This window comes from Zoogloea sp., assembly GCF_041911615.1.
Lineage (GTDB): Bacteria > Pseudomonadota > Gammaproteobacteria > Burkholderiales > Rhodocyclaceae > Zoogloea.
The window spans coordinates 1-16,402 of record NZ_JAYROR010000095.1 but is presented as its reverse complement, the minus strand read 5'-3'; the positions used below and the strand labels follow the sequence as shown (position 1 = coordinate 16,402).

13 protein-coding genes and 1 tRNA gene are annotated in these 16,402 nt (G+C 66.4%); 2 read left to right on the top strand and 12 right to left on the bottom strand.

Features of this window, described 5'->3' with window-relative positions:
* Positions 1-12: 12 nt before the first annotated feature.
* The 11 genes from ACE3P2_RS11455 to rfaE1 form a co-directional block, all read right to left on the bottom strand.
* A complete protein-coding gene (locus ACE3P2_RS11455; RefSeq protein WP_374264515.1) occupies positions 13-1,521 on the bottom strand; it encodes an MraY family glycosyltransferase in 1,509 nt (502 codons plus the stop codon).
* A gap of 356 nt (positions 1,522-1,877) precedes the next feature.
* Positions 1,878-2,663: an NF038130 family PEP-CTERM protein gene (locus ACE3P2_RS11450; protein ID WP_374264513.1), complete on the bottom strand. Its 786-nt coding sequence runs from the start codon at positions 2,661-2,663 to the stop codon at positions 1,878-1,880.
* Positions 2,664-3,095: 432 nt separating this feature from the next.
* Positions 3,096-4,493 carry a glutamate--tRNA ligase gene (gene gltX, locus ACE3P2_RS11445; RefSeq protein ID WP_374264511.1) on the bottom strand — a complete coding sequence of 466 codons (1,398 nt, stop codon included), beginning with the start codon at positions 4,491-4,493 and terminating at the stop codon, positions 3,096-3,098.
* A gap of 93 nt (positions 4,494-4,586) precedes the next feature.
* Positions 4,587-5,525 carry a YbhN family protein gene (locus tag ACE3P2_RS11440; protein WP_374264509.1) on the bottom strand — a complete coding sequence of 313 codons (939 nt, stop codon included), beginning with the start codon at positions 5,523-5,525 and terminating at the stop codon, positions 4,587-4,589.
* Positions 5,526-5,530: 5 nt separating this feature from the next.
* Positions 5,531-5,932 carry a GtrA family protein gene (locus ACE3P2_RS11435; RefSeq protein ID WP_153161263.1) on the bottom strand — a complete coding sequence of 134 codons (402 nt, stop codon included), beginning with the start codon at positions 5,930-5,932 and terminating at the stop codon, positions 5,531-5,533.
* Positions 5,929-7,218: an NAD(P)/FAD-dependent oxidoreductase gene (locus tag ACE3P2_RS11430; RefSeq protein ID WP_374264507.1), complete on the bottom strand. Its 1,290-nt coding sequence runs from the start codon at positions 7,216-7,218 to the stop codon at positions 5,929-5,931. Before ACE3P2_RS11430 ends, ACE3P2_RS11435 begins: the two co-directional genes overlap by 4 nt.
* Before the next feature lie 3 nt (positions 7,219-7,221).
* A complete protein-coding gene (locus ACE3P2_RS11425) occupies positions 7,222-8,160 on the bottom strand; it encodes an NAD-dependent epimerase/dehydratase family protein (RefSeq protein ID WP_374264505.1) in 939 nt (312 codons plus the stop codon).
* Between the two features lie 55 nt (positions 8,161-8,215).
* Positions 8,216-8,953 (bottom strand): SDR family oxidoreductase, encoded by a 738-nt coding sequence (locus ACE3P2_RS11420; protein WP_374264503.1) that lies wholly within the window; start codon positions 8,951-8,953, stop codon positions 8,216-8,218.
* Positions 8,950-10,272 (bottom strand): FAD-dependent oxidoreductase, encoded by a 1,323-nt coding sequence (locus ACE3P2_RS11415; RefSeq protein WP_374264501.1) that lies wholly within the window; start codon positions 10,270-10,272, stop codon positions 8,950-8,952. Before ACE3P2_RS11415 ends, ACE3P2_RS11420 begins: the two co-directional genes overlap by 4 nt.
* The gene (locus tag ACE3P2_RS11410; protein WP_374264499.1) at positions 10,269-11,744 is read right to left on the bottom strand and encodes a UbiA family prenyltransferase; all 1,476 of its coding nucleotides are present in this window, start codon (positions 11,742-11,744) and stop codon (positions 10,269-10,271) included. The genes ACE3P2_RS11415 and ACE3P2_RS11410 overlap by 4 nt, the downstream gene beginning before the upstream one ends.
* The gene (gene rfaE1, locus ACE3P2_RS11405; RefSeq protein WP_374264497.1) at positions 11,744-12,694 is read right to left on the bottom strand and encodes a D-glycero-beta-D-manno-heptose-7-phosphate kinase; all 951 of its coding nucleotides are present in this window, start codon (positions 12,692-12,694) and stop codon (positions 11,744-11,746) included. The genes ACE3P2_RS11410 and rfaE1 overlap by 1 nt, the downstream gene beginning before the upstream one ends.
* 584 nt (positions 12,695-13,278) lie before the next feature.
* On the opposite strand from rfaE1, the gene mnmC reads away from it, so the two are divergent.
* Both mnmC and ACE3P2_RS11395 read left to right on the top strand, forming a co-directional pair.
* Complete coding sequence (mnmC, locus tag ACE3P2_RS11400) at positions 13,279-15,219, top strand: bifunctional tRNA (5-methylaminomethyl-2-thiouridine)(34)-methyltransferase MnmD/FAD-dependent 5-carboxymethylaminomethyl-2-thiouridine(34) oxidoreductase MnmC (protein WP_374264495.1); 1,941 nt, start codon at positions 13,279-13,281, stop codon at positions 15,217-15,219.
* A 111-nt stretch (positions 15,220-15,330) separates the two neighbouring features.
* Complete coding sequence (locus ACE3P2_RS11395) at positions 15,331-16,140, top strand: glycine zipper 2TM domain-containing protein (RefSeq protein ID WP_374264493.1); 810 nt, start codon at positions 15,331-15,333, stop codon at positions 16,138-16,140.
* 122 nt (positions 16,141-16,262) lie between these two features.
* On the opposite strand, the gene ACE3P2_RS11390 is transcribed toward ACE3P2_RS11395, so the two are convergent.
* A tRNA-Asp gene (locus ACE3P2_RS11390) sits at positions 16,263-16,339 on the bottom strand.
* Positions 16,340-16,402 lie beyond the last annotated feature (63 nt).

The following is a 16,402-nucleotide window of genomic DNA, read 5'->3' as shown; positions in this document are numbered from 1 at the left end:
GGGCTCCTGCTGTCAGCCGTGTTTGGCGAGCGCCGTGGATTCGCCGGCGGCGCTTTCGAGACGGTAGATCTGGGTGGGCTTGCCGGTCGAGCGGCGGTCGGCCATGCGGCGGTCGCCACGGCGGTCTTTCCGGGCCAGGCGGCGGTCGTGATTGGCGTTGCGTTCGACGAACTGACGGATCTTCACGCCAGCTTCGCCGCGGACTTCGCGCCGCAGCGTGGCGATGATCCGACTGATCAAGGCCTGGGTGAGTTCCTGATCGTCGCCAACCAGCTGGATGATGCCGTAGCAGAACGGCCGCCCTTCGGACTCGGAGCGGAAGACCCGGAAGCGGAAATCGGCATGTGGCCCGATGGCGCGATTGAGGATGTCGGAGAAGGCCGCGATACGATCTTCCTTGAGGCCGGCCACATGCACGCCCACCGCATGCACCGAGGTGAGCCCGAGCAGACGATGGATGCGCCGCAGCAGCGGCACCAGGCGCCACGGGCGCAGCACGATGAAGAAGCAGACGGCAAACACCCCGATGAAGGCCAGCAGCATGGCCCATTCATCGACGCCGGCGTACATGCCGCCGAGGCCCACCGCGCCGAAGCACAGCTGGACGAAAGCCAGCACCATCACCGCGTCCTGCACCCGGAAACCGGCGCGCAGGAAGAGATGGTGAAGGTGATTGCGGTCGGCGTGGAAGGGAGAACGCCCCATCCACATGCGACGCAGCATCACGCACAGGGTGTCGATCAACGGCACGGCAAACAGCCACAGGGTGGTGATCGGGGTGATCGCGCGGGCGGTATCGTTGGCCTGGGAAAGATCGGTGAGCAGCCAGGCAAAGACGAAGCCCAGCTGCATGCTGCCGTTGTCGCCCAGGAAGCAGCGCGCGCGGCGACGCCCGAGATAGCGCAGATTGAAGTACAGGAAGCCGGCCACGCCGCCGGCGATGATGACCACGAGCGAGAAGTAGGCCAGCTCGCCCGACATATACACGGCGGAAGCGATCAGCAGCAGGCTGACGATGGACAAGGAACCGGACAGGCCGTCGATGCCATCGATCATGTTGAGGGCGTTGATTGAACCGATGGTCGCCAGCATGGTGAGCGGCACGCCGATGTAGCCGAGCGCGACGAGATGGCCGTCGAGACCGAGATCGCCCAGATCGGCGAGCACCACACCGCCCCACAGGGCCATGAGCAGCGCCACCCCCGCCTGCACGACGAAGCGGATCTTGTAGTTGAGATGCAGGATGTCGTCGGCGAATCCGGTCACGAACATCACCACCACACCGAACACGAAGGCGTGCAGCCGCTCGCCGAAGACCGGGTAGAACTGGCTGATGACCGCCACCGCGCTGAGAATGGCGACGAGCACCCCCACGCCGCCGACAAAGGGCGTGACAGTATCGTGCGCCTTGTGACCACCCGGCTTGTCCACGATGCCGAAGCGGTGGGAAGCAAGGATGCCGTAGTGGATTGCCACCCCGGACACGACCAGACCCAGCAGGAACAGCGCTAGCGAAAACATTTTTCACCCCCAACCGCCGAAAACCGGAACGGCTGTACAAGCATTCAATGACGGACCATCGCCCCCGGCACCCGAAAACGGCACGAACGGCGGGCTGTATTGTCCATGAAAATCCGGAGCTTTCGCCCAGCTTTCATTTTACAAAATATTGCAGTCGCGTAACCAGCAACCTGCGGCTTTTGTGACCGAAATCACGACGAAAAAATATCCCAAAAGCCTTAATAAATTCTTAAAAAGGCAGGAACTTCCGAGAACGTGACATCTCCTTACACCCAAAGTGCATAAAAAAAGGCCGCAAGGAAGCGGCCTTTTTTGTGCACTGCACTGCGGCAATATGTCGCCGCAGCCCTGAACGATCAGGCGTTACGACGACGCAGATAGGCGCCAGCCAGGCCGAGACCCAGCAGGGACAGCACGCCGGGTTCCGGCACGTTGCGGCTGACTTCGTAGTTGCCGGAGAACGAACCATCGGCGGAAGCAACGTTGGACGCGGTGGCGTTGAAGCCGTACATGTAGGTGGTGACGCCGTTGTAGGTGACCTTCACGACTTCACTGGCTTGCGCGTCCTTCGGCACCGCCGGGGCACCCGGATAACCGGCAACCAGGGAGCCCAGGAAGGTGGAGGCGTCCAGGAAGCCAGCCAGGCCGACCTTGAGGTCGGAGTTGTCGAGCAGCACGTAGGAGATGTTGGGGTCGCTCACGCGCTGGTAGGCGTTGGTCGAGAAGAACAGGGTGCGAGCGGTGGGCAGCAGCGCGCCGATGGAAGTGCCGTAGGCGGCGGTCCAGGCGGAGCTGATGTAGGCGTCGGCCAGGGCGTTGGAGTTGGCGGTCCAGTCGGCCAGGGTCAGGCTGCTCAGCGTGACGGCATTGCCGTTCAGGGTGCCGGTCAGGGTGGTGACCGGGGTGCCGGCATACTTGTTCAGTTCGACGTTGCCACCGGGAGCGGCGGCGCTGCCGGCCAGAATGCTCGCCAGGGAGGCGGACGCATCGACGGTCAGCACGCCCGGGGTGTTTTCGGCGTACTGGGTGTTCAGACCGGTGACGGTAGCACCGCTGATCGAGTAGACGGCGGCGTTGGCACCGGTGGAACCGGCGGCGAGAGCCACCAGAATCATCGCACTGAGCTTGGAAAACTTAGCCATATTGGACTCCTGAAATTTTGGAAGCGGGACTGCACTACAAAGTCGTTCGACGCCCGGTTGAAAGCAACAGGGAGCATGAGACGGGCTCCTTTGACAACCGGACATTCACGGAATGACTGAGAGCAAAAAGCAGGCCAGAAAAATAAAATTGCTAAAAATCAGGAGGCTAGGGCTCAACGGCCAGCCGATTTTAAAACACTGTAAAAAAACCCGACATCCCAGCATGGGCGCGGCCGCGCGGGCTGTTGACTGCTCATTTTGGGCCGAAGTTCCAGTCGGCCCGAAAATATTCAAATGGCAAATTTATCAAAAACTGGCGGCGCACCGTTGTGCTGCGTGGCGTAAAGGCACGGGGTCCGCGCGGCCGGGAGGCCTTGCCACTGCAAGGCTCCCGCAAGATTGGCGCAAGGCGCCAGGCCGCGCCGGACGTGGTCAGAGCGCCCGGTCAAGACGCGCGAGAACCAGGTCGCGCCCCATGGTTTCGAGCACCGCGTCGATGGACGGCGACTGCGGCTGCCCCAGCAGGACGACGCGCAACGGGATCGCCACCTGCGGCATTTTCATGCCGAAAGCATTACAGGTTTCCTTGATCGCGGCGGACAGGGCGGCCTTTTCCCAGGCGCAATCGGCGAGCTTGCCGCGCAAGGTCTGCAGTGCCGATCGGGCGGCATCGGTGAGATGCTGGGCCAGCAGCTCGGGCGAGGCATGCAAATCAATGTAAAAAGATTCGACAGCATCGGCCAGCTCGTTGAGCGTTGCGACGCGGTCCTTGTAAAGCGCGATGAGCGCTTCGAGGGACGGGCCGCGCTCGGGATCGACGCCGCGACGCGCCAGGCGACGGGACACGTCGGCGGCCAGGCGGGCGTTGTCGGCCTGCTTGATGTAATGGGCGTTGAGCCAGTTGAGCTTCTCGGTGTTGAACTGCGCCGCAGACGGGGTGATGTGGTCGAGGTCGAACCACTCCACCAGTTGCTCGCGGGAGAAGATCTCGTCGTCGCCGTGGCTCCAGCCCAGGCGGGCCAGGTAGTTGATGACGGCCTCGGGCAGGTAGCCGTCGTCGTCGTACTGGGTGACGCTCACCGCGCCGTGGCGCTTGGAGAGCTTCTGGCCGTCGTCGCCGAGGATCATCGACAGGTGGGCGTACTGCGGCACCACCGCGCCCAGCGCCTTGAGGATGTTGATCTGACGCGGCGTGTTGTTCACGTGGTCGTCGCCACGGATGACCTGGGTGATGCCCATGTCCCAGTCGTCCACCACCACGCAGAAGTTGTAGGTGGGCGTGCCGTCGGCGCGGGCGATGATGAGGTCGTCCATCTCGGCGTTGGCGATCTCGATGCGGCCCTTGACCAGATCGTCCCAGGCCACGATGCCCTCAAGCGGGTTCTTGAAGCGGATGACGGGCTGCACGCCGGCCGGCGGTTCGGGCAGCACCTTGCCCGGCTCGGGGCGCCAGCGGCCGTCGTAGCGCGGCTTCTCGCCGCGGGCGCGCTGGGCTTCGCGCAGGGCGTCGAGTTCTTCGGGCGGCATGTAGCACGGGTAGGCGGTGCCGGCGGCGAGCATCTGCTGGATGACTTCCTTGTAGCGGTCCATCCGCTGCATCTGGTAGAACGGGCCCTCGTCCCAGTTCAGGTCGAGCCAGCTCATGCCGTCGAGGATGGCCTGGACGGCCTCGGGCGTGGAGCGGGCCACATCGGTGTCCTCGATGCGCAGCACGAAGGTGCCGCCATGGCGCCGGGCGTAGGCCCACGAGAACAGCGCCGTGCGCGCCCCCCCGATGTGCAGGTAGCCGGTGGGGCTGGGGGCGAAACGGGTGCGGACGGTAGAGGCCATGAGGTGAATCCGGGTGAATGCGAAAGCCGCGATTCTACCAAATGCCTCCCACCCCTCCCCTGTGGGTGCGAATTCATTCGCACACCACGCCTATCAGCGTCTCGAGGGCTGCGGTTGGGTTTCGAGGTAAGCGAAGGCGGCCATCCCGAGCACGGTGGCGAGCCACAGGGTTGCAAGACGGATGCCGACGGCCGCCAGACTGGCCGGCGCGAGGGCCGCCCCGGCCGCGGCCAGCAATGCGACCAGGGTAGCCTCGGTCGATCCCAGGCCGCCGGGCAGCATCGACGCCGCGCCCGCCAGCATCGCCACCGGGAACAACGCCAGCGCCTTGAAACCGGTGAGCACGATGCCCAGGGACGCCAGCAGATAGACGAAGGACCAGGACGTGACCAGCCAGGCGCCGAGCCCGGCGACGAGCGAGATCAGCATGTCCGGCAGCGTCGCCCACAGGCGGATGTGCGCCAGCCCGGCCGTGACGGCGCGGGCCGCCCGGGCCAGGCGCAACATGCCGGCCCGACGGAACGTCACCACGAGACGCTGGCCAAGACGTGGCCGTGCCGCCATCACGCCCACGGCGGCGAACACCAGCGCGACGAAACTCGCCGCCACGCCGAAGACGTGGAACTCCGCCGCCGCCGGCAAGGCGATGAGCAGGACGGCGGCCAGATCGAACAGGCGCTCATAGACGAAGGCGCCTACCACCCGCGACGCCGGCACACCGGCCGTGACGAGGTAGCGCACCCGTAGCAGCTCGCCCACCTTGCCTGGCGTGGCGGTGAAGGCGAAGCCGGCCACGTAGGCAAGCAGGCTCCGCCCCGCCGGCACGCGATACCCGGCACGGCGCAGCAGCCAGTGCCAGCGGGCGAAGCGCAGGGCGATGGAGGCCAGGGTGGCGGACACCACCACCGGCAGCATCGGCACCAGCTCCGGCAGCCGGCGCAGTACGCCGGTTTTGGAATCGGCCCACAGCAGCGCCACGAAATAAAGCCCGGCGACGATGCTCCAGCCACCGACGGCGCGTCGGATCTTCATAGCACCTAGCGGAAGGAGAAGCGCTTGTGGCCGATGTAGCTGGTGAACACCGGAAAAATCACCCCGGCAGCGTGGGCAATCTCGGGCACGAAGCGGGTGACGCCCAGCCAAGGCAGCAGGTAGTAGGCGAGGCCCATGCTGATGAGCCAGGTCTGCACCACCGCCACCCCATTGACCAGGCAGAACCACAGGGCCGAGTGATGGACGGACTGGGTGCTCTCCTTGAACACGAAGAGCTTGGCCAGCACAAAGGCAGTGACCATGCCGGTGAGGTAGGCCAGCACCACCGCCACGGAGAAATCCGTCCACTGGTTGTAGACGATGCGGCTGCCGAAGTTGACCGCGGCGGCAAAGCCGCCGGTCAGCAGGAAGACCAGAAACTGGCGCGACGCGAAGTGACGGATCACGCCGCCGCCTGCTTCGCCAGATTACGGCCGAAGCCGATGCTCTCGGAGATACCCCGGTCTTCGGGGTAGTAGTAGGAGGTATCGGCCACCCACAGGCCCTTCACTGGCAGCGCCACCGGCGGCAGGCTGTCGAGGAAGGACGGCTGGCAGATGGGCTGGGCGTAGCGGTAGCGGCTGGCGCGGATGTCGATGAAATCGTCGTTCTTGAGCCCCGGGTTGATCTCCTGCAGGTAGCGCTTCACCTTGGCCAGGAAAGCCTCGTCGGGCTCCTGGAACTTGGGATGCTCGCCCGGCACGTAATAGGGCACATACACGATGTGGTGATCCAGCGGGCGCAGGTTGGTGTATTCCACCAACCCGGGGATGTCCATCGCGGGATCATTCACGTTGAGCCAGAAGTTGTCGGTGAGCGGCTTCTTGAGCTTGCAGATCACGCACACCACGGCGATGTTCTTCTGGGCCTTGTACTTGGCCAGCACGTCGGCCGGCAGGTCGGGCATCACGCCGGGCACGTAGGGCAGCGGGATGGTGCTCACCACGCGGTCGAAGGCCTCGAAGCCCTGGGCCGTCTCGACGCCCTTCACCGCGCCGCCTTCCATGCGCACGCGGGTGACGGCCTGCTTGAAGCGGAACTCGCCGCCGCGGGCCTCGATGTCGGCCTTCATGGCCGACAGGAAGGTGTTGGAGCCGCCCTCCAGGTAGCCCAGCTTCTCTTTGAAGAGGTTGTAGCGGGAGCGGCCGATGCGGCGGATGCGGCTCCAGATCCACGCGGCAGACAGATTGCCCACGTGGTCGTAGAACTTGTAGTCGAACAGCCGGCGCCACAGCACCTCGTAGGCCTCGGCGCCCACCCAGCGGCGGATCCACGCGGAGGCTTCCAGGTTGTCCAGCGGCTTCCAGTCGTCGCGCTTGACCGACAGGAAGGCGTGCAGCGCGTAGCGGAACTTGGCCACCAGGCTGAGCCCCGGGAACTTGAGCAGCGCCACCGGGTTGCCCCAGGGCACCACCTTGTCCCGGTAGTAGTAGCCCATCTTGGTGGACACCCAGCGCATCTTGTCGGCGAGCTTCAGCTCGTCGAGCACCTGGAAGAAGGCGGTGTCGGAGGTGCAGTGGAAGTGGTAGTAGCGCTCGATGTCGAGGCCGCCGAAATCGAAGGTGGCGGTCATCCCGCCGACCCGGTCGTCGGCTTCAAAGACGATCGGCTGATGGCCGTCGCGGGCCAGCTGGTAGGCCACCGCCAGCCCCATCGGGCCGGCGCCGAGCACGGCGATGCGTTGTTTGGCCATGGCTCAGAACTCCAGCACGACCGAGCCGTATTCGGGGTCGTTGTAGGTTTCGTCGATGGCCTTGGCAAACGGCGTAGCCTTGACCTGGAAGATGCCCGGCCAGTCGATCACCTCGAACACATCCCGGGCCACCAGCGCGGCGAGCTGCTGGGTGGTGAAGGGCGGCTTCTTGTCGAACAGTGCCCAGGTGGCGAGCAGCGCGTGGAAGAGGCCGTAGGGAATCTTGACGATCCAGCAGCCGGCCTTGGTGGCCTTCTTGATCTCTCGGATGATGTCGATGTAATCGACTTCCTCGAGCCCCGAGATGTTGTAGACGCCCTGGGTGCGGTGCTCGATGCTGCTGATGATGACGCGGCAGAAATCGCCCACGTAGAGCGGCTGGCGCAGATAGCGGCCATGGCCGGGGATGGGGAACACCGGCACCTTCTGCATGAAGCGCGACAGCCAGCCCAGGTGCTTGCGGTCGAACCAGCCGAACATCAGCGTCGGGCGCAGCACCACCAGCGGGAAGCCGCTGGCAAGCGCGATCTCTTCCTGGGCCTTCTTGGTGTTGGTGTACCAGTCGTCCGCCACCGATTCGACCACCGACGAGCTGATCTGCACGTAGTACGGCACGTTATGGGCGCGCATCGCCTCGATGACGTTCTTGGTCGAGGTGATGTTGTTGCGCTCGAACTCGCTGTAGTCGGTGCCGCCGATCTGGGCCTGGAGCATCACCACCACTTCGGCGCCGGCGAGGTGCTTCTCCCAGTCGCCGCGGTCGGCCAGATCGACCAGCTCGGCGACGATGTCGGGGTGCATCTTGCGCAGGATGCCCAGGTTGGTGACGTGCTTGTCGAGCACCACCAGATTGGTATAGCCCTGGCGCTTGAGCTGCGCAACGAGGTTCTGGCCCACCAGGCCAGCCCCGCCGGGCAGGACGATCTTCGAGTTCTTGTTCATGGCTTGCGGCTCGGAATGCTGCGTTTCGGAATTCGGGAAGGCGGGCCGGCGCGCGTCACAGGCTCATCTTGCGGAAGATGCGATCCGGGATGTGGATAATGATGAGCATGATGTAGCGCCAGAACCAGCGGGTGTAGAGCGTGCCCTTGCCGGCGTCGAGGGCCTTGGCGATGTCGGCGGCCACCTGCTCGGGCGTCGCCACCAGCGGCGCCGGCAGCGGCAGGCCCTTGGTCATCGGGGTATCGACGAAGCCCGGCTTGATGGTGGTGAGATTGACGCCCGCCTTGAACAGCCGCGCCCGCAGGCCGCCGCAGAAGGCCGTCACCGCGCTCTTGGCGGAGCCGTACAGGTAGTTGGACGGCCGGCCACGGTCGCCCGCGACGGACGAGATCACGCCGATGCTGCCGCAGCCCTGGGCTTCCATCGGGTTAGCCAGATGGGTGAGCAGGCTGATGACCGACAGGCCGTTGCTGGTGAATTCGCGGATCGCCAGTTCGGCGTCCTGCTCGCAGGCTTTCTGGTCGGGCAAGGTACCGTGGGCGATCAGGGCGATGTCGACCCGGCCCAGCCACGCGAAGGCGTCCTGAACCAGGCGGGCGTGATGTTCGAGCCGGTTCATGTCGAGTTCGAAGGCGTGCACCTCGGCGCCGCGACCAGCGAGATCGTCCGCCACCTGGCGGAGCTTGTCGGGACTGCGGCCGACCAGGAAGAAACGCGCGCCGCCCGCGCACCAGTGGCGGGCACAGGCTGCGGCAATGGCGGACGTGGCGCCGACGATCAGGATGTTTTTCATGCTTGGGTGACGCGTTGCCAGAATCGGGAGAGGAGTGCCGGATCGCGCAGGGCGTCGAGCTCGGCCCAGCGCGGATAGCTGGCGCGGAAGAACTCGCCGCCCAGGTGGGCGTCCTTGGCAGGGTAGATGCGCCCGCCGGCCTCGCGCACGATGGCGTCGAGGGTGGCGAAGAGGCGCGCGGTACGCTCGCCCTGCTCGGGGAAATCCAGCGCCAGCGTGGCGCCGGGCGCCGGGAAGGAGAGCAGCCCCGGCGAGGCGACCTCGCCGAAGCGCTTGAGCACCGCCAGGAAGGAACCGCTGCGGGCCGCCGCGATGGCGTCGAGCATGGCGCCGATGGCGACGCCACCGGCGGACTCGGGGATCACGCACTGGTATTGCTGGAAGCCCTTCGGCCCGTAGATGCGGTTCCAGTGCAGGATGCGGTCGAGGGGATAGAAGTACGGCTCGTAGCCCACCCGCCCCGGATGCCGGCCCGGCCGGGCGGCGTTGTAGTAGACATGATTGAAGAGGCGCAGCGACACTCCGTTGATCGCCGAGATCGGCGGCACCAGCGGTACGCTGAGCTTGGGCTTGTCGTCGTAGACGAGGCCGCCGTCCGGCGCGTGGTCGCCCACCATGTAGATGCCGCGCCCCGCCGATGCACCGCGCGCCGCGCAGTCGATCCAGGCCACGGCGTATTCGTGCTGGCCGTCGAGTTCCCGCGACAGGGCGAAGAACTCGTCCAGCGAGTCGAAGCGGATGTTCACCACATCGACCAGGCTGCTCTTGATGGGCATGAGCTGCAGCTCGGCCCAGTCGATGACGCCGGTGAGCCCCAGGCCGCCCACCGTCGCGGCAAACAGCCCGTCGGCGTCGCCCGGAGCGAGTTCGAGCCGGCCCCGATCGGAGCGCACCAGCCCGAAGCGGCGCACATGGCAGCCGAAGGTGCCGCGCACGTGGTGGTTCTTGCCGTGCACGTCGTTGGCGATCGCGCCGCCCAGCGTGGCGAACTTGGTGCCCGGCGTGACGGGCAGGAACCAGCCGCGCGGAATCGCCAGACGCAACACCTCGTCGAGCGTCATGCCGGCTTCGGCGCGGATCACGCCCGTCTGCCAGTCGGCGGCGATCACACGGTCGAGGGGGCGCAGGTGCAGCACCTGGTCGGACACCGCGAGGCAGCTGTCGCCATAGCTGCGGCCATTGCCGAAGGGCAGCAGCGCACCGTGCCCGGCCGCCAGCCGCGCCAGCTCGCCCGGCAGGTCAGCCCGCCAGGCCACGCCGTGGCCGGTCTGCGCAAAACGCGGATAACGCCCCCAGGAGCTCAGGGCCCCGACGGTCATCGGGCCACCCAGAAGATCACGCCGAACAGCACCCCCACCACCAGGCTCACCCGATCCTTGATCGCGAAGACGACCGGGTCGTCGTGCATCTCGCCGCGATGGGTGAGCATCCAGGTGCGCGACACCCAGAACAGCAGCAGCGGGCAGCTCAACCAGATGAACTCGGGGTGGCGGTACAGGGCGATCGTGCGCGCGTCCTGGATGTAGAGCGCCAGCACCATCACCGCCAGGTAGCCGGCGGCCGCGCCGAGGGACGACAGCATCTCGAGGTCGGACGGGTAGTAGCCGCGACCTGGGGCCTTGGTCTCCCGGCCCTTGCGCCGCGCCTCGACCAGCTCGGCGTAGCGCTTGACCAGCGCGAGGCTCAGGAAGATGAACATCGAGAAGGCCAGAATCCAGAACGTGAGCGCCAGCCCGAAAGCGAAGGCGCCCCCGACGATGCGGATGGTGTACAGCATCCCCAGCGCGATCACATCCACCACCATGATGCGCTTGAGCACCAGCGAATAGGCCAGCGTCAGCACGTAATAGCCCGCCAGCGTGGCGGTGAATTTCCATGGCAGCAAGCACGCCGCCCCACCGAACGCCGCGACCAGCAACAGCGGCGCCGCCGCCAGCCCGGAGAACACCGACAGCCGCCCGGCCGCGAAGGGGCGGTTGCGCTTGGAGGGATGACGGCGGTCGTCGGGCAGATCGAGCAGGTCGTTGAGCACGTAGACGCTCGACGCACACAGGCCAAACACCAGGAAGGTGACGATGCCCCGCAGCACCAGATCGAGATCGCCCACCTGATGGGCCGCCAGCAACGGCGCAAAGACCAGCAGGTTCTTCATCCACTGGTGGAAGCGCAGCGCCTTGGCCCAGGTGACGAGCGGGCGGCCACGGGTATCGATCACCTCGGCCACGTTGCCCTGCCCCTCGGCAAGGCGCGCGACCGCCTTCGGCGCATTGACCACGTAGGCGCGCCGGGCGTGCTTCCAGACCGGCAGATCGACCGCGGCGTTGCCCATGTAGTCGAAGCCCTTGTCGCCGTAGTCGGCGATCAGGCGCTCGGCCTTGCGGCGCGACGACAGATTGACGTCCTCGGTGCCCAGCACCCGGTCGAATACCTGCAGGTGCTCGGCGATCCGCCGGGCGTAGCTCACGTGACTGGCGGTGGCGAGGACGATCTGCCGCCCCTTGGCCTTCTCCGCCTCGATCAGAGCAAGCACCGCCTGGTTGTACGGCAGACAGCTCACGTCCAGATCCACCTCGGCGGCGATGCGCGCCTTCAGCCCGACCTTTCCACCGGAAGCCAGCCAGCCCACCGGCGCCAGCGCCCGCAGCGGATTGGTGCGGACAAAGGCCAGCCCCGCCTCGACCAGCAGGTCGGAATCGAGCAGCGTGCCGTCGAGGTCGACGCACAGGGGGATGTTCGCGTCGTCGGCGGCATCCGTTCGCGCCACCGCCTCGTCGTGCAGCGATGCAATCATTACAGTGCCGCCACGAGTTCTTCCCGAGTGACGACGGCCGTTCCGAGCTTGCCGACCACGATGCCGGCCGCCACGTTGGCGATCCGGCTGGCCTCGACCCAGTCGATGCCCCGGGCACGCATCACGGCGAGCGTCGCGATCACCGTGTCGCCCGCGCCGGACACGTCGAACACCTCGCGCACCTGGGCCTTGTGGGTCACGATGTCGTCGGCGGTGAACAGCGTCATGCCCTCCTCGCTGCGCGTCACCAGCAAGGCCTCGATGCCCAGCGACTCGCGCAGCTGCCGCGACTTGGCGATCAGCGCCTCCTCCGACGACCAGCCGCCCACCACCTGGCGCAATTCGGCGCGGTTCGGGGTGATCACCGTGGCGCCGGCATACTTGCTGAAGTCGTCGCCCTTCGGATCGACCAGCACCGGCTTGCCGGCGGCCCGCGCCAGCCGGATCATCTCGCCGATGTGGGCGAGGCCGCCCTTGCCGTAGTCGGACAGGATCACCACGTCGCAATCGCTCACCCGCTCGGCAAATTCGGCCAGTTTGGCGGCCAGCACCTCGTGGGACGGCGCGGTTTCGAAATCGATGCGCAGCAACTGCTGCTGCCGGCTGATCACCCGCAGCTTGACGATGGTGTCGAAGGCCTCGTCCTCGTGCAGGGAGGCATCGATGCCCCCTTCCGCCATCAGACGCCGCAGACTGTCGCCCGCCTCGTCGTGCCCGACCACCGACAGCAGGCTCATCCGCGCCCCCAGCGCCGCGGCATTGCGCGCCACGTTCGCCGCGCCGCCCGGCCGTTCCTCGGTGCGGGACACCCGCACCACCGGCACCGGCGCCTCCGGCGAGATCCGATTGACGTCGCCGAACCAGTAACGGTCGAGCATGACGTCGCCGACGACGAGAATCTTCACGTGCGTGTCGTCGTCCAGCGAAAAATTCAATTCTTCTGACTGCATCCGCGATCCAGACCCCCTCCGCCTCTCGACGCCCGGGCGCAGGGTGTTTGACTTAAATGAAAAAACTGCGACCGCACCGACATGCGCTGCCAGGACCGACAGCGACACAACGTCAGGCACACGTCGAAGATAAAACAGACTACCACAGCAAAAAGGTTCATAACGCCCTACCCGCTTGTACTTAACGCCCAATCGAATAGAACACGGACATTTTTTCGATTCATCGATCAATCCGTCACGGGAGCGACGAACACGGTCACGCGGAGAACTCGAATTGAGTCATCCATTACAGAAACGCCTCATCGACGCCGACCCAAATAATGGCGCAGCGTCATGACGACAAGAAAGGTATTCGTCCCGCCCCGGGGCGCGAGCGGCCAATATGGGTCGTCGGCAGTGATATGCAGCCGACAGCGGACGCGCTTTTGACGAAGCCCCCGGGCATCGAGGACGATCAAAATCCGCTGCAGCCTGTAAATACGAACAATCGATGCGGCCCTCGTTTCAATCGTCCGATCAGGCGCCGCCAAGCCAGCACAGCATCGCGTTACCATTAGCGCCCGATCGGCCCGCCAATCATCCCCATGTCGCCCCAACATTCGCCTGTCGTTCCTGCCCAATTTGTGCTCAAAGCCGATCACACCCCCTATTCCCCGACTTTCGACGACGTCTATCACACTGCGGATGGCGGCCTCGGTCAGGCGCGGCACGTTTTCCTCGGCGGGAACGATCTGCCTGCGCGCTGGCGGAATCGCGCGCGTTTCACCATTCTCGAGACCGGCTTCGGACTCGGCCTCAATTTTCTCGCCACCTGGGCGGCATGGCGCGACGATCCACAGCGCAGCACTCGGCTCGATTTCATCTCGGTCGAGAAACACCCGTTCCACGCGACCGATCTCGCGCACCTCCATGCCGCCTGGCCCGAACTCGCGCCGCTGGCGGCTGCCCTGCAGCGCCAGTGGCCAGCGCTCACACCCGGTTTTCACCGGCTGCACCTCGATGGCGGACACGTCACGCTCACGCTGATCTTCGGCGACGCCCTCGACGCGCTTCCCCAACTGGACGCACAGGCGGACGCCTTTTACCTGGACGGCTTCTCACCCGCCCGCAACCCGGCGCTCTGGTCGCCTGCGGTATTCGCGCAGCTCGCCCGACTCGCCACCCCCGACGCGACCCTCGCCACCTGGTCGGTGAGCGGCAACGTGCGCAGAGGACTCATCGACTGCGGCTTCGCACTCGAACGTCGCCCCGGCTTCGGCGGCAAGCGCGAGATGCTCTCCGGCCACAAGCAGGGCGAACAGCCGTCACCAGCCCACCCCACCCGCGCCGCCGCGTCGGAGCGCACGGCCATCGTCGTCGGCGCCGGTGTTGCCGGCACTGCCGTCGCAGAACGCCTTGCCGCGCGGGGCTGGCGGATCACGCTGATCGACGAGGCCGACGGCCCCGGACACGGTGCGTCCGGCAATCGGGCCGGCGTCTTTCGCCCTTTGCCCAGCCTCGACGACAACCGCCTCGCGCGCATCACCCGCGCCGGATTCCTGTACGGCCGCCAACATTTCGCCCAGCTCGCCGAAGCCGGTCATCCGGTCCGCTGGTCCCCCTGCGGCGTGCTGCACCTCGCCCGCGACGCCAAGCAGGAAGGCAAGATGCGCGCTGTTGTCGATGCCCGCCACTACCCCGACGATCTGCTCCGCTTCGTCGATCGCGAGGAAGCCAGCCGGCTCGCCGACTGGCCGCTGGCTCAAGGGGGCTGGTGGTTTCCCGAGGGCGGCTGGATTCAACCGCCTTCGCTGTGCGCCGCAAACATCGCCGCTGCCGGCGAGCGGATTACCACGCGTTTCGGCTGCCGCCTGGCACGACTCGAGCGACACGCCGGGCAGTGGCTGGCGCACGCAGCCGACGGCCGCGAGATCGCCCGCGCGCCCGTCCTCATTCTTGCCAACGGTGTCGGGATCCGTGCCGTACCGGAAGCAGCGCCACTGCCGGTGCGTCCTGCGCGCGGCCAGGTTTCCCACCTGCCCGCCGAAGCGGGCAGCGCACCCAATGTGGTCGTCTGCCGGCTCGGCTACGTGAGCCCGGAGGTGGACGGCCTGCGCTGCGCGGGCGCCACCTTCATCGCCGACGACGACAGCATCGCGCTGCGTGAATCCGAGCATCGCGAAAACCTCACCAAGCTCGATTTCATCCTGCCGGGCTACGCCACCCCCTTCGATCCAGCCACGCTCGACGGCCGGGTGGGCTTCCGCCCGGCGTCCCCCGACCGCCTGCCGATGGTCGGCGCAGTTCCGGCTGTATCGCATTGCCCACGCGACACGGCGCTCGCCGACATCCCGCGCCAGCCGGGCCTGTACGCCGCCTCCGGCTTTGGCGCCCGCGGCCTCGTCTGGGCCAGCCTTGCCGGCGAACTCCTGGCCAGCCTCGTCGACGGTGGCCCGCTCCCACTGGAGCACGAACTGGTCGATGCCATGGACCCCGCGCGCTACCTCCTGAAGCCGCCCCGCCCCAGCCAGAGGAGCGACGAGTAGCGCCATGCCCGCTCTCGACGGAGCGGGGGTGATTTTGTAAGCGTCCATTGCCATCGTCGGCCCAGAGTCCGGCAGCGCGTTATGCTTCTTCAGCATTGGAGGAGAATGACCATGAATACCCCCGCGCCCCGCACCGGGCTGCACCCCATGCTCTGGGTTGCAGCCGCATCCGTGACCGCCGTCAGCCTCGCCGGCGTCGCCAAGCTCACCGGCGTCCTGCCCGACTTCGGCAAGCCCGCCCAGACCGAGACCGCCGTCGTCGCCGCTCCGGCAGTCCCCGCACCAGCCATGCCGGAACGCCCTGCCGCTACCCCGCCCCTCGTCGCCACAGCGCCGAGCCCGCCGGCCGTCGAGCCGTCCGCCCCCCGCCACGAGGCGGCCAAACCCGCAGCCTCGACACCGCACCCGAAGCCCGCCCCCCATCGGAGCCCACCCGCCGTCGCCGAGCGCACGCCGCCACCGGCGGACGCCATCCCCGCCCCACCCGACTCCCCCGCTCCCGCCGAGTCCCGCGCTTCGCGGCGTGTCGTCGACGCGCCACCGCCGATCTGCCGCGACTGTGGCGTCATCGAAAACATCGAGGCGATCCAGCAGAAGGGCGAAGGCAGCGGAATCGGCGCGGTGGGCGGCGCGATCCTCGGCGGCGTGCTGGGCCACCAAGTGGGCGAAGGCTCCGGCAAGCAGCTCGCCCGCATCGGCGGGGCCGTACTGGGCGGCCTTGCCGGCAACGAAGCCGAGCGGCGCTATCGCTCCGTCAGCCACTATCAGATCACGGTACGCCTAGAGGACGGCACCCGACGCGTCATCGAGCAGACCAACGCACCGGCGTGGCGAGTGGGTGATCCGGTACGCATACAAAACGGCCAGATCGTGGCAGGCGCGGACGCTCCGCGGCAGAATCGGCGAAGTACGGATTTTTAGGGCCAATTCGCGCGGTCGGATTGCACGACGCGATTCGACCACGCTTCGCGACTGGCACACGCCAAAACAAAAAAGCCGTCCAGCAGACGCTGGACGGCTTTTGAATGCTTTACCTGAAAATATGGCGGAGTGGACGGGACTCGAACCCGCGACCCCCGGCGTGACAGGCCGGTATTCTAACCGACTGAACTACCACTCCGCGCTTTGACTGCCATCTCAGCCAGGTCTTAGCTGAGACTGCCTGCGTTACCGCAGGACTCTT